Below are 15,412 nucleotides of genomic sequence, written 5' to 3'. Positions count from 1 at the left end.
AGTCAATCCCCCTTGGAAAACAGATCCAGTGCTTCGTCGAATGTTAAACTCCCGTCCTCAAGGCCGTCCAGCAGTAAGTCCAGCGGGTCGTCTTTTCCTTCCTGCTGCTTGTTGCTTTTGCCGTCGATATGCTCAGCGATTCGAGCGATGCTGGGGTAGGAATACAGGTCGGCAATGTCCATCATTCCTGGATAACTTCTTTCCATCTGGTTAATAAACTCCACTGCTAGCAGTGAGTTACCACCAATTTCATAGAAGTGATCATGAATGCTTATCTCCTCGATTCCCAAAACATCCGTAAAAATCTTCGCAATTTGCTTTTCCGTATCCGAATACCCTTGTGCGCTGCCTGACAACACCGTTTGCCTAGCAGGCGCAACGCTTGCGTCTGGCTTTCTCTTGCCGGTACCCTGAACATCCACCGAAACTTGAATAGGCGCAAGATCATGATGCGTGAGCAATGGGTGGCTCATATTCATACTCCCAATGATGACATGACCACGATAACTGGACAACGCATGTTCCATTGCCGCGATCGCTTGCACAGGCAGAATAGGGCTGAATAGATGCTCCCCTTCATTGTCCAGTGCTCTCCCCATCCCCATATCCTTCCACGCAGGCCAACTGATTGATATGACTTTACCAGAAGCATCGCCTTCTTGTGACGCAACCGCGTCCAGGTAGGCATTTGCCGCCGCATAATCGCTATTCCCGTATAAGCCCATGAGTGAAGCCACTGAAGAAAACAGTACCATGAAATCGAGTGATTCTTGTGACAACACATGCTGCAATGCCCAAGTCCCTTGCACCTTGGGACGCAGTACCTCCTCCGCCTCCAATAGTTGCCTGTCTTGAATCAACGAAGGATCCGCTACCCCTGCACAATGAAATACCCCATCTACCTTGCCGAATTGCTCCCGCCATTGGGAGTAATTCTCCGATAACGCTTGCGAATCAGCAATATCGAATTGAAATAGGTGTACTTGGCTACCAAGTCCCTCGATTTCTTGGATCTTGGATCGTTTGGATTTGATTCGCTCGAGTCGCGTGCCCGAATCCATACCAGCTTCTTGTAGCGAGGAGCGGTTGACAAGCAATAGTCGAACTTTCTTTTGTTTGGCAGCCCATGCTGCCACCTCTAGAGCGATATCCCCCAAACCGCCCGTGATGAGATACACGCCTCCGTCCTTAAGAACTGGCTTCTGAGCAGGCACGAATGCCGCTGCTTCGATTCTTTGAATAAAACGATCACCGTTGCGATAAGCGACCGAATATGTGCTTCCTTTATAAGAAAGTTCGCTAATTATATCTGTAATATTATAAAGATCATCGATATCCAGGCTTCGGCATCTAATATTCAAATGTTCCTGGCCAACGGTTTTCCCAAAACCAATATAAGAGGAGTGTTCCAGCGTTACGTTCTCCGTTCCGGTAACCCTATTAGCCTGTTTAGTGATGAGCACGACATCCATCAACTGCTTTCTCTCTGCTACGACGAGTGCCTGTACCAAGCGGAAAAGGCTGTTTAAACCCGACAGGTCGGGCTCCGATAGCAATTGTGTTGAAGAATTGCGCTCATACCAGCCTCCCAAATGTATGATTTGATCAATCGATTTTTCTCCAATTTGCTGTAGTAAGTATAGATATCCTGCATCTGTGTCCATGAAGCCATATGATCCGTTGCCGTAACTTTCGTTCCGTTCTGCTACGACTCCTTCGACCACATCCAGCCCTGCCTGCCTTAGCAGCTTTGCGACCTCGCCAGCAAGTTTATCGCGCATCATTTCGGGCTGCCCAAGTATCAATATGCCCCCTCCGCGATGGACCGCATTTCTGCCAAGCCGGTGCTCTTTGATCCATTTCACTTGGTAATAGTCAGTTTGTGCTGCCCAATTCGGCTCCACGGCATCCATGCTTCTAAGCCAATGCCGCTTTCTTTGGAATGGGTACGTTGGAGCATTGATTGTGCGTGTACCCTTCCCTTTATGCAGCTCTCTCCATTTCACTTTCGCTCCACCAACATATAACAGTCCTAGATCGAATAGCTTCGAAGGGTCAGACTTCCCCCCCTTCACCAGTTGCGCAATGAGTTGGTCTGTCTCCTTCGATATCCGTTGCAACTCCTCCTCGCTGATATGCGTTGAATCGGCTGTACCCCGAACACTGCCCAGTTTATGTTCGGAATAACGGCTCAATTCCCCGGCAGTTAGTTGCAGATCATGGGCAAGGGCACTCCGTAAACATGACTCCAGTTCCGTCTGACTTCGAAATATCACGAAATATCGGTGCGAATAATGTTCTCTTGTCGCGTTAGCCGTATAGCAAAGATTGTTGATCGAGATATTATTATCCTCTTGCAACATATCGATATAGAGAGCCATCAATTCCATCAGCGCTTTCTTGCTTTTGGCTGATAAAGCAATGAGATGCATCTGGTTGTCTTTTTCTGTCTGTGCGGCATCTGAAACGTATTCTTCGAGAACCATATGGCAGTTTGTGCCACTTAACCCGAATGAACTGATTCCGCATCTGCGTAGCGTACCGATCGGCTCCCACGGCATGAAACGGTCGTTAACATAGACAGGGGAGCCCTCGAATTCTACCTTTCGATTAGGCCTTTGGAAATGGCACGTAGGAATAAGAACTTTGTTCTGAAGCATAAGAACGGCTTTGACAAACCCCGCTATCCCAGCAGCCGTATCCAGATGCCCCATATTCGACTTAATCGAACCGATTGCACAAAATTGCTTGCGTGAAGTGTAACGCCGAAAAGCTTGTTCAATCGCTGCAATCTCAATGGGATCTCCTAATTTCGTCCCGGTCCCATGTGCTTCTATATAGCTGATCGTTTCTGGCACCACGCCCGAAAAAGCCCAAGCACTCGTAATAACATCCGCTTGCGCCTCCAAATTAGGAGCTGTAATACCCATTGAAGCTCCATCTTGATTTTTGGCACTCCCTTTTACTACGGCATATATGCGATCACCGTCTTGAATAGCTCTCCGCAATGGTTTCAGAACAACGGCAGCGACTCCTTCCCCAAGTCCGATACCGTCCGATAAATTGTCAAATGTTCTGGTTCTGCTGTCCGAGGATTCAATCCCAATCTTGGCATCGCTCTCTATTGGCGTAAGATGAATCTTCACGCTTCCCGCTATCGCCATATCACATTCGGCATTCCGAATCTCTTGACAGGCGGTATGGATTGCAACCAAGGAAGAAGAGCACGTTGTATCGATGAGCATGCTTGGGCCTCTTAAATCCATCAAATAAGAGATTCGGCTTGCAATGATTGCCTGTAAATTCCCAGGCGTTGCGACAGGCAACGATTCAGGCTCGAAATCTTCAATGAGCTCCTTATACTTCGTGCCTTCGTTAGAATATCCGACATATATCCCGGTCTTGCTTCCCCTAAGCCTCTCTATCCCATATCCCGCATCTTCAAATGCAGTCCAAGCGGTTTCCAGAAAAATTCTCTGGTTCGGGTCCATAAGATTAGCTTCCTGAGGAGAAATGTTGAAAAATTCCGAATCGAACAGGTCGATCTGGTTCAGGTATGCCATTCTTGCATAGGATGCGTCATCGAGAGGCATATTCTTTAATTGAAAATACCGTTCGATCGTCTCCTTCCGGCTGTCTGGGATGGATGTAATACAGTCCATGCCTACAGTCAAATTAGACCAAAATTGCTCCAAATCATTAGCGAGCGGAAACCTGCCCGCCATTCCGATAACAGCTATTGGTTCTTGTTGAAGAGAAGATTCGGACTCATATACTTCAAAGCTAGCCTGATTGTCTTCTTGAAACAATTTCTTCACACTTATCCCTCAACTCTCCTGCCTTCTGCTTGCAAACCCCAATAATGATCGAATGATCCGATTAAATAGACCTTTACAAGCTTCTTTATTAAGTAAATGGCCGCATGCGACAAGCGATAATTCAATGCCTTGCTCATTCTCCTCTGCCTGCAGCCGGATCAGGTTGGCACCTATCGATGCTTCAACTATGCCCTGTTCCGGGAACTCGCCGAACAGAATTATAACGGAGTTGGAGTTCCCGTTCTCACCAGATACCGCCTCTAACAGGGAGTTCTGATTCCACTCCCGCTTTACCCTTTCGGAACGTTCAACCGCAGCAAATAAGGCGGGGAGATCCTCGATTTGGCTAACATCCACCTTTAGACGACAATGTTCGGCTTCGGAGATGTACTCTACCTCAGCCATGCTAGAATCCGACAATTCGCTTAATAGGTAAATATAAACGGCCAGTACGATTGTTTCGATGGAAGTGTGATGGTAGACTGACTTATCAAGAAGCGCGGTCAGTGCCTCTCCTTCCAGACGATACTGATATTTCTTGTATAATGACGTTTCCTCGCCGCTACTTTCAAAATATGAAACCGGGAATGCTACCCTGGCAATTGCAGCTGCCCCTTTCTTATCGATATAGCCCGCCAAAGCTTTGATGTTGGGCAAGGAGAACTGGGTCGTCATTGATACCGTATCCGGGAAACGTTTGTTAATTTGGGAATTCAACTGAATCAGCAAAATGGAATTTCCACCTAGATCAAAGAAGTTATCATACATCCCGACTGCATTCGCATCCACCCTCAACACCTGCGCCCAGATATGTTGAAGCTCCCTCTCCGTTTCGCTCGAAGGCATGTCGTCCCCTTCCCTAACAGATGCAAGGCTCGATGGATCAGGCAATGACTTGCGGTCAATCTTGCCATTGAATGTGAGCGGTAATTGATCCAACACGACAAACCGTGCAGGCACCATATAGTTCGGAATCTGTTGCAACAAATATCCTCTAATCTCAGATGTGCTCAGCTGTTTGTTGGACACGACGTAAGCGCATAAATACGTTTCTTCCCCATCGTCTTTACGTGCAGTCACGACGCAATCCCGAATGGGCTCATATTCTCTGATCCAGTACTCGATTTCGTCAAGCTCGATGCGGTGCCCGCGAATTTTGACTTGATGATCCTCCCTACCCAGGAATTCAATCGTGCCGTCATCCCGGAATTTTCCGATATCCCCCGTTCGGTATAAGCGGGCATTAGGCTTGTCTGAGAACGGGTCTTGAACGTATCGTTCCGCCGTCAAGTTTTCCCGAGCCCAATACCCTCGCGTAACCCCGTCTCCTCCGATATATAGCTCCCCGTAACCTCCGATTGGTGTCATACGTCTACGCTTATCCAGTACATAGACCTGCGTGTTTCCAATCGGTCGACCGATCGGGATCGTTCCTTCGATATTCATAAGCTTGTAGCACGTTGACCATACAGTTGTCTCCGTGGGGCCATACATATTATAGATTTCTCCGCTTGTCCGCTTCCGCAACGACTCCACAAGCTGGGTCGGAAGCGCCTCGCCGCCAATGATGATTTTCTTCAAAGAACCCAAAAATGCTTGGGAACGTTCATCCGTCAGCAACATGCCTAATCGGGAAGGAGTACATTGCAACATTGTAATCTTTCGACTGGCGGCCTCCTCCTGAAGTTGCTCGTTATCTGGACGAAAACGTTCTTTCAACGAAGCCAACCGGTGTAAGCTGTCCATAACGGCTTGTTTCTCAACGCCAAAATCGATGAGACAGGCAGCCTCATCCACGCCGATCATCGAAAGCTGTTCAATTAATTCCGAGCAACTATCGGGAGTGCCAAGCAAAGCGGCCGTATCCCAATACTTTTCGAAAGCCATTTCCAGCACTTTCTCGATAACCTCGGGGTCTTCAAGCGCAACAGGGTCAATGGCAAAATCCTCGGCCAAATTTTTGATAAGGCTTAGGCTGGAGCGCAGGTAATCGATAAATGGCTTGCGAACGATTTCTTTGACGGATTCCATGTCTTCGCCGATAAACGTATGAAGCATTAGCGCCACTTTGCCGCTGCGTGGCTCAAACCCGTTTTCCTTCAACGCACGGCGATAAAGAATTATGTTATCTTTCAACTGATCAAGATCTTGTCCAAGCAGATGCGTTAATACGTTCGCGCCCATTTTTCCCGCTTCAATGAAAGAATCGCTGTTGCCCCCAGTCGTAACCCATATCGGCAATTCCTTCTGAATCGGCCTGGGATACGTTTTAACCTCAATCGATTTATCGAAACCGTTCTGGCGGGTCACCGATTCCCCTCTCCATAACGACCGCACCTGTTCAATTTGCCGGACCATCTCTTCCTTGCGCCCCTGGTACTTATCTGGTGAAAACACAAAATCGTCCGCATGCCAGCCGGAAGCGAACGACAATTCGACTCTTCCCTTCGATAAGTTATCGACAACAGCCCATTCTTCGGCGATTCGTATTGTGTCATGCAACGGTGACACCACGCTTCCCGAACGAATTTGCAGTCGGTTCGTAACCATCGCCAACGCCGCGGATACTACCGATGGATTAGGATATAGCCCCCCGAATTCATGGAAGTGCCGCTCTGGCGTCCATACACCACGAAATCCATGTTGGTCCGCATACGTTGCAGTTTCCAGCAGAAGCCGATATTTATCGGTTTCCTGAGCGTGATCATAGCTAGAGAAGAAAAACAGGCTAAATTCCATTGAAGCAACGCGGCTTGGTTGCAGGTATGCGTCAAAATCCTCCCACTGCGTCCCGTCATTAGGATGAATGGTCACTTGAACGCCGCGGCTTAATGTCCATAGCAACTCCAAGACCGATATGTCAAATGAAACGGTCGTTAAAGCCAACATCGCATTGTTCGCATCCGGCTTTAATTGTTCGTCCATCGCAGCAAAGAAATTAATTACGTTTCGATGCTCGACCATTACTCCCTTAGGCTTTCCGGTAGAACCCGATGTATAGATGATATAAGCTAAATCCTCAGCGGCAGCTATGGATGGCAAATTATGCGAAGGCTGCTGATTAATCCGCTCCTGTTCGTTATTTGCTATAAGAACAATGGATGCATCTCCCGCAATAAAAGCATGCTGGCTTTGCGTAAGGATGAGCTTGGACTCGCTATCTTCCAGAACTAACCGAACACGTTCGGGAGGCATCGTGGGATCGATCGGCAAATACGCTGCACCTGATTTGAGGATGGCTAATATGACAATTACCATCTCTAAGGAGCGATCCATCATAAGGGCTACGCGATCGTTCGGCTGAACGTGGTGGACTTCCCTTAAGAATCTCGCAAGTTGATTGGCTCGGCCATTTAACTCTTCAAAGCGCATTTCCTTGCCTTTATAGCATAACGCCACTCTGTCCGGATAATCTGCTGCTTGAGCCTCGATGCTACCGTGGATAGTTTGTTCGGAATCATAGTCGATTCGGGTATCGTTAATAGTGTTCAACATTTGTATTTCATTTTCGGTAAGCACAGTAATCTCATCCAGCAAGACGTCTGGATTAGCCGTAACCGTTCGAAAAAAATGAATTAAATGATGTTGGATGCGCTCGACTTGGTTAGTCTGGTAGGCTACCGTATAGTCAATACGAACGGAAATGCATTCTTCTCTTTTTTCAAAATGAAACCATATATCGCTTTCGACGCTCTTCCGGATCTCCATGTTTTTATGATGCAACGTATCTAAGGATACGATCGTTGGTAGCAACAATTTGCCGTCCGGGCTCGTCTCTAATGCCAATCGGTCATACAGATGATATGCGGGCACATTTCGGTTTTTCAAAGCTTCCGACAATGCTCCCTTTAAATGAAAGAGAAACTCTTTATAGGAATGTAGATCAGTAGTTTGAACTTCAAGAAACATTAGCGGACTAAGAAATTCCGGACTCTCGTCTTCACCGACTGCTGGCATCCCCACCACGACCCGATTTTGGTTCGTATACAATTCCATCAAATACCAGACACCGGAAGTTAACAAGACGTAAAGCGCATAATCGGAGCTCCCACCCATAGACAGAAGACTTCTCGATAGATCTTCAGGCAATTCAAACTGTATGAATGGATTGTTTGCTCCATCCATACTTTCGTTTGTCGTGAACCCGTTCCTCGCATCGATCACAAACAATACCCCCATGTATTAATGGTGACAAGTGAATGGCTGTTGCCCTAACATTCGTGCAGATAGGGTGCCGCTTGCTCAGGCCGCATGCAGAATATATTACTCTCCTGACCCAGTTGCCCCAGAATTACTTTTTGTACCAGAACGCCTTGTTTCGCCATATAGAAAGAGTAACCTATCGGCTCAAGGAATTGTCGTATTTCCTCGAATGCCTCTTGATCCAAACATTCGAGCATGAGAATAGGATGACATGCGCATATCATCTGCTTTGCACCTTGCAGTATAGCTAGTTCATGGCCTTCAGCGTCAATTTTAATAAAATGTACATTGGATAAGCTGTTGTCCTGAACAAATCTATCCAAAGAAATCAATTGGCACTTCAGTCTGCTTTCGCTCACATATGGATTGGGCGTTAAGGAGGCCAGTGTATTCAGATGATAACTAGGTACAAATAATTCTGACTCCCCCTCTTTATTGCTAACGGCATGCGGATGAACATGCAAGTTCGTGCAACCGTTCAGTTCCGCATTCTCAATCAGGGCCTGATTCGCGTCATCCAACGGTTCGAAAGCATGGACTTCTCCGTTCTCGCCTACTAAATTGGCCAATAAAATTGAGTACCATCCCGCATTTGCCCCGATATCCAATGCGATATTCCCTTCTCCGACCAAACGTTGAACCATCGCTGTTTCTTCCGGTTCTACGGTCCCTTTCTCTAATAACCAAACTGCCATATCCAGAATTTCAGGGTTCCATTTATACTTTCTGCCATCTTTGAGATGTATTAGCGTTATGTGCTCGGTAATTTCAATACTTGCGATATCGTTACGAATAAGCGTTCTCAAGGCGTCGGCCATCCCCGCAAATTTATGGATTTGATCCTTTAACTTGAGAAATTTCCCCTTGCTTATGTTTTCTGCAATTTGCATTTCTCTCGTATTCATTCATTCACCTTCCTTGTATATTCAGAATAACAGCCTATTAAACTAAAAGTTAAAATCAATAGATTGAATTTCTGGTGACACCTGTGTCCGTTGAGCCTTGACGAGACGGACCAGTTCGTTAATCGTGATCTCCGGCCTATCCGTAATATGAGTGATTAAGGATTGAAAATAATTACCTAGCATCAAAGCCGTCATTTCATGGAATAAATCGCGGTTGTATTCCAATCTGAAAGTGAACTGCCCGCTTTCCTCTTTGGATAATAAATTAAGATCGAATAAGCTTACCCCTTCGACTTCTTGAGGAATTTGATTCGAGAAATGGAACATGGCTGAGAATATCGGCGTTCTGCTCGGATCACGTTCAGGATTAATCTTAGAAACCAGCGTATCAAAAGGATACTGGCTGTTCGAAAAAGCTTTTAAGCTCTTTTGGCTCACATACTTGGCGAAATCTCTGAAGCTATCATAGGGCTGCAATCGGGCTCTTATACATACGGTATTCGTAAACAGTCCAATTACTCGTTCTAAGTCAGCACGGCTCCGATTGGTAGTCGGCACGCCGACGATAATATCTTCATCTCTGGTCGATGCTTGCAACAAAACGAAATAGGTTGCCAGCAACAAAGCTTGTATGGTTATGCGTTCGCGATGCGACATGGCTTTCACTTCTTGAGTCAGAGCGTCCGAGAGCGTAAAGTGAACCGATCCGCCCTTATAAGTCAGAAATTCCGGCCGCTTATAATCCGTGATGAAGTTTAGGAGTGGCAATGGCTTGGAAAGCTCATTCATCCAGTAGCCTTCCATTTCCAAATATCGGCTGCTGGATGCCAATTGCTCCTGTTCCGCAACCCAATCTACGTATTGCAGAGGAACTGGCTCTAATTCGATTTCATGGCCGGTTATCAGCCCGTTATAGATTTCAAACAGCTCGTTACTGAATATATCCATACTCCAACCGTCTGTTATGATGTGATGGATGTTGACGTAGAGTTCATACCTTCGCTCATGAAGCTTGTACAATTTAATTCGCAACGGGACCTCGCCTAACTCCATCGGCAAACTATTCTGATACCTGATTTGGCTTGCTAGCTTAATATGCGGCGAGTCCTCCGTCGAAAGATCTATCATTTCCGATACAATGTCTGCGCTCGGTTTAATGATTTGCCTTGGCGCTCCGTTGTCCTCAACGAAATAAGTCCTTAAAGACGTATGCCGCATTACAACCCGATTAAGTGCCTTATAGAAGAGGTCTAGCGATACTTCAGTTTCAATCGACAACGTTGAGATGAGGTTATACGCTGTCATTTCGGGATTCATTTTTTGTATAGCCCAAATTCTTTTTTGTGCATGCGACAATTCAAACGCCGAGCCTATCATTGCTTGATTCATATAGCTAAGACCTATAGTCGTTTCGTTCGTGCTTCTCGTGTCAATGAGTTCGGACAATCCCGATACCGTCATATTCGCGAACAGGTCGCTGATCTGAAGACTTATGTTTAATTCTTTGCCTATTTGATTTGCTATCCTCAAAGCAATAATCGAATCGCCGCCGAGAGAGAACAAATCGTCGTGAATGTTTATCTTGGTCAACCCCAACATTCTCGACCATATATCTGCGACCTTCACTTCCGTCGCCGTGTAACTGCCGTTATCTTTTCCCTCGATGCTTATGGCGGCAGGCAAGGAGTCAAGTCTCGCTACGGACCTCATACCGGTGCCTGGTGAACCCTCGGCGTTACGAACGGGCGGAGACTGAGGCTGAACAGTACCCATTCGAATCCATTGATTCATCCGCTCGGCCAAAGATCCGCTCGATACAACGACATGATCATACTCACGATTGCCCATGACAATGATGCGGCTGAGGGCCTCAAGTCCTTCATCGTACGCCATTGTATAATGATCTAATGTCGACCTAAGCGATCCATCACGCCTCTCCGACTGCCATGCATCCCATCCTATACTGATCCAACGATTGGCCGATGTCTGATTATGCTTGACGACGAAATGGTCAGCAAAGATGTTCGCAGCCGAATAAGCCGAGAAGCCGAGACCGCCAAGCACTGAAGATAATGAAGAGAAAACAACGCAAAAATCCAGGTTGTGTCCCTCGAAAATTCGGTCCAGTACTTGAAGTCCTTTGACCTTTGCTTGAAACTGCCCTTCGAAGTGAGGGATCTGAATACGATCAATGAGTTCGATCGATTCCCCTTCCAAAATACCCGCAGCGTAAATAATACCTTTGATAGGACCGGATACGGCCTCAACATTCTTAACCTTCTCCGACATGGCCTGCTCATCCGCAATGTCCGATTGAATGAGCGTAACCCTGGCTCCAAGCGCTTCCAAACGCAAGATTTTCTCCATTTTAGCGCGGACCGAAACCTCCACTTCGCCGGAGACCAGCATACGGTCCCAATCCTTTCTCTCTGGAAGAACAGTCCGTCCTGCAAGAATCAAATGAACATGAGCGATATTCGCAAAGTATTCTGCAACGACAAACCCGATATTTCCCAGCCCGCCGACAATGAGATAATTCCCGGCCTCCTGAACGATCGCAGAGGCATCCGCTCTTCCTGCGAACGATCTTGATTCTTCAATTTGTTGAACGAGTCGCTTACCGTGTCTCATCGCTACAACGGGCTCCAAACGGTCAGCATTGAATTCCTCCAGCAGTCTAGCTGCTAATGTGTTACCTGCCGGGAGGTCAGCCATATCCAAATCCACGCACTGGCTGCTGATATTCATATACTCCTGGGGAATTACTTTGCAGCCAGCAAGCACAGTCGCCTTATCAGGGTTAAGTGATTCATTGCCCGTAATGTCAAATAACTGATCTGTTACAGCTTGAATTTTCGTCTCATCCTTCATCCCAAGCCTGCCGATTGTTTTCGATAAGAGAATCAAGCTGTATAATCCATTGACCTGCGCCGTCTCAAAGCTACTTGAGTTATTAAGTCCCCATAAGTGGACAATATTCACAGAGACCGCTTGTTTGAGAATCGGGGTTTCGAACAAAGTCACATAATCGTTTTGATCACCCACTCGCATGGACACATCATGCGGATTAGTCACTTCATAACGAAGCGAGGCAGAAACCGCAATAACCGTGTTGCCCTCCGCTCGCAATTGATCGATTATACTTGTGCCTATACCATGGGAATCCATAAATACAACCCAAGGCTTCTGTTGACTGGTCGGGATTGGTTGAGTAACAAGCTTCAAATATTTCCAAGTCGCCGTGTAGAACCAATCGGATAGATTCCTTTTGTGAATTGAAAGCCGCTCGTCAGATGGTCCGATATCGACCTCAGGCTGGCTCGTCTCTCCCTTCGCCACAACCCAACGGCGTTCCGCCGAGAAGGGATAGGTCGGCAGACTCACCTTCTTGACATCGATCCCCTCATAAAGCTGTTCCCAATCGACCTCATGTTCCGACATATAGCTCTCAACTGCACATTTTATCCTGCGATCCTGAATCTCGACGATACGAAATTCTTCCCCTTGAACTGCGCAATTGTAATGTACTCCTTGCATGGAATGCGAACTCTGTTTCGGATCAGTCGCAATGCCTTTCAATTTGGCAAGCAAGTCTTCCTTACTGCTCGCCACGACAGCCAAACGACATGCATATCGGCCTCTTCCCGTATTCACGGTATAGCAGATATCGGCCAAGCGACTTAATTCTGCCTTGTTCTCAAGGAAATCTGCATATTCGCGTATAAGCCTATGCATGGTGTCTTCATCCCGAGTGGAAAGCGTAAACAAATGGTTTGACTCCGTATGGTCAACCCTAGACAGAACAAGGCTCGGCGCCTCTTCCAATACGATATGACAGTTCGTTCCGCTAAGACCGAAAGAACTGACGCCGCAATGTCTTGGAGTGTTCCCTCGCGGCCACAGTTGCATTCGATCATTGACATATACGGCGGTCTCTTCGAGTCGGATACTGCGGTTTGGACGATTAAAGTGTAAGGTTGGCGGCAGCACTTGGTGTTTAAGGGCCATAATCGCCTTCACAAGTCCGGCCACTCCAGCAGCATGGTCGAGATGACCGATGTTCGATTTTACAGATCCGATCGCACAGAACTGCCGCTTATCGGTATATTTTGAAAAAGCTCTTTGAATCCCGTTGATTTCGACAGGATCTCCCAGCCTTGTTCCTGTTCCATGCGCCTCTAGATAAGAGATGGATTCCGGCTGGATGTTCGCGTCTTCCCAAGCGGCAATCAGCAGTTCTTCCTGCGCTGAAGGGTTGGGGGCGCTGAGGCTGGATGACCGCCCATCTTGATTAACCGCACTGCCTTTGATAATTGCTTCGATATGATCTCCGTCATTCATGGCTTTCCAAAGCGGCTTAAGCAATAAACAAGCGACACCCTCGCCAAATCCCGTTCCGTCAGCTTGGTCATCGAAGGTCCTTGTTAAGCTGTCGGAAGATCTAATTCCAATATCGGTTTCCATGCTTGCAACTAGCGGCAGCAAATTAATCTTGACTCCGCCGGCAAGCGCCATATCGCACTCCCCGTTACGAATGGATTGACAGGCCATATGGACGGCAACCAAAGAGGAAGAGCATGCCGTATCTACCAGCATGCTCGGGCCTTTCAAATCCAATAAGTAAGATAGCCTGCTTGCAATGACGGACTTGATATTGCCCGGAATTGATAGCCCCTCCTGATCAGGTGCAAGGAGCCGAATATAGTCCTTGTAGGACTCCCCAAAGTCGGAGCTGAAGCCGACGAATAATCCTGTTTTGGTGCCAATGATTCGCTTGCCGCCGTAACCTGCGTCTTCGAGAGCCCCCCACGCTGCCTGAAGAAACAACCGTTGGTTAGGATCCATCAACTCCGCTTCTTTGGGAGACAAGTGGAAAAATTCAGCGTCAAAACCGCTGATATTGTCTAGGAATCCTTCAAAGGAATACTCCCATTCGTTCTCCGCCAGACCCAAATGTTTCATTCTGGACATAAAAGCCTCCGGGTCAGGCTTACGTTGTTCCGGCAATTCTCGAATGCACCACTCGCCATCTACGACCATTTTCCAATAATTCTCCAGGTTGTTGGCTCCTGCCACTCGCCCGTCCATGCCAATTATCGCGATATCATGCTTGGATACCGTAGAAGGTGAAGGCGATGGGAGCCCATCCTCGTTTTGTTCCATGCTCCAATCAAGCAATCTCTTACGCATTAACAGCTTCACCACCCTCTACTCGGTTCAAGAATGTACACCTTGCATCGATATGAATTCCGCTAACAAATGCCCGGTGCCTGTCTCGGTAAGTAGCTGGTGAAAACGCTCTTCCTGCTCTTCTTGAGGTACCCTCTTTGTAGCAAACACACTCTTTAACATAAGAATCGCTTCTTTCATCTGTTCCAAGCTTGGTTTCGAATTCGACTTGTCCAATTCGTCTTGCATTTCCTGGATACGACGATACGGAATAACTACCCCCTGCTTATACTCTTCGTTATCCCAATTTTGGTTGCGAGTCGCCACCGCGATACCCAAACAGCGGGTCACGACGGTCGGTACCCGCTTCAGCTCTGAGGCAACCTGAACCGCAAACTCCTTACGGTCATTCTCGTGGTCATACGAATAGGTTTTTATCGACGTATCGCAATCCCGCATGAGATTTTTCAGCACGGATTTCGGTCCAAGCTCCAATGCGTGAGTAACCCCAACTTCACTTAGATAGCTGACCGTTTCGTACCAGCGAACCGGCATGGTCATTTGATTTGTCAGATTCGTTATGATTTTCGTGGAATCTCTGTATACGTTCGCATCGACGTTCGATACCATTGCCCATATCGGATTTCTGAACTTATATTGTTGAAGTTCTTCTCTGAATTGGGCGGCAGCAGGCGCCATTAATGGACTATGGAACGGTGCGCTTACATTTAGTGCCCTAACCACTGCACCTTTCGTAGCTAATTGCTCTGATACACGTTCAACGTCCTCGGCCAGTCCGGAAATGACAACCTGCCGAGGCGAGTTATAGTTAGAAACCGCGACATTCCCCGCATTTGAACAAGCCGCCTCCACGTCATGAACATCGACTTCGCTTACGGCAGCCATCGCGCCTTGACCGATACCGACCGCCTCTTGCATGAATCTGCCTCTTGCTCGTACGATTCGCACTGCATCCTCGAAGGCGATGGCTCCCGTACAGGTCAATGCGGTAATTTCTCCTAAGCTATGGCCTGCGAAATATGCAGGCAGTATGCCGATCTCCTGCATATACTGTCGAAACATCGCTACACCGGCAGTAAGCAACGCTGGTTGCGTGATCTCCGTCCTTGACAATTCGGAGTGGGGATCTTCTAAGCAGATTTGGGTCAAATTGATGCCTAACGCCTCGCTGGCCTCATCAAATGTCGACTTCACGATGGCATGATCGGCAATGAGCGATTTACACATACCTACATACTGCGAACCTTGACCGGGGAATAACAATGCAATTTTTATCAACTATATCAGTCCTTGTCT

General features: G+C 47.3%; 5 protein-coding genes. All 5 read right to left on the bottom strand.

What is annotated here, in order from left to right:
* Positions 1-2: 2 nt before the first annotated feature.
* Genes Q9R46_RS21820 through fabD form a run of 5 tightly spaced genes read right to left on the bottom strand, consistent with a single transcriptional unit; the run spans position 3 to position 15,394 of the window.
* Positions 3-3,818 carry an SDR family NAD(P)-dependent oxidoreductase gene (locus tag Q9R46_RS21820; RefSeq protein ID WP_311281748.1) on the bottom strand — a complete coding sequence of 1,272 codons (3,816 nt, stop codon included), beginning with the start codon at positions 3,816-3,818 and terminating at the stop codon, positions 3-5.
* Between the two features lie 9 nt (positions 3,819-3,827).
* Positions 3,828-7,982 carry a MupA/Atu3671 family FMN-dependent luciferase-like monooxygenase gene (locus tag Q9R46_RS21815; RefSeq protein WP_311281747.1) on the bottom strand — a complete coding sequence of 1,385 codons (4,155 nt, stop codon included), beginning with the start codon at positions 7,980-7,982 and terminating at the stop codon, positions 3,828-3,830.
* A 47-nt stretch (positions 7,983-8,029) separates the two neighbouring features.
* Positions 8,030-8,926: an FkbM family methyltransferase gene (locus Q9R46_RS21810; protein ID WP_311281745.1), complete on the bottom strand. Its 897-nt coding sequence runs from the start codon at positions 8,924-8,926 to the stop codon at positions 8,030-8,032.
* A 42-nt stretch (positions 8,927-8,968) separates the two neighbouring features.
* Positions 8,969-14,116, bottom strand: a complete 5,148-nt coding sequence (locus Q9R46_RS21805; protein WP_311281744.1) for a condensation domain-containing protein — start codon at positions 14,114-14,116, stop codon at positions 8,969-8,971.
* A 27-nt stretch (positions 14,117-14,143) separates the two neighbouring features.
* A complete protein-coding gene (fabD, locus tag Q9R46_RS21800) occupies positions 14,144-15,394 on the bottom strand; it encodes an ACP S-malonyltransferase (RefSeq protein WP_311281743.1) in 1,251 nt (416 codons plus the stop codon).
* Positions 15,395-15,412 lie beyond the last annotated feature (18 nt).

Origin of the sequence: Paenibacillus sp. RRE4, from assembly GCF_031844205.1 — a bacterium.
In the GTDB taxonomy this organism is placed as follows: domain Bacteria; phylum Bacillota; class Bacilli; order Paenibacillales; family Paenibacillaceae; genus Paenibacillus; species Paenibacillus xylanexedens_B.
Note: the sequence above shows the minus strand (reverse complement) of the source record. Positions and strands in the feature narration are given on the sequence as shown.

What these genes read in the sequence shown, in the direction of transcription:
- Q9R46_RS21810 (WP_311281745.1), bottom strand. Translation starts at nt 8,926, where the DNA reads ATGAATACGAGAGAAATGCAAATTGCAGAAAACATAAGCAAGGGGAAA.
- Q9R46_RS21805 (WP_311281744.1), bottom strand. Translation starts at nt 14,116, where the DNA reads ATGCGTAAGAGATTGCTTGATTGGAGCATGGAACAAAACGAGGATGGG.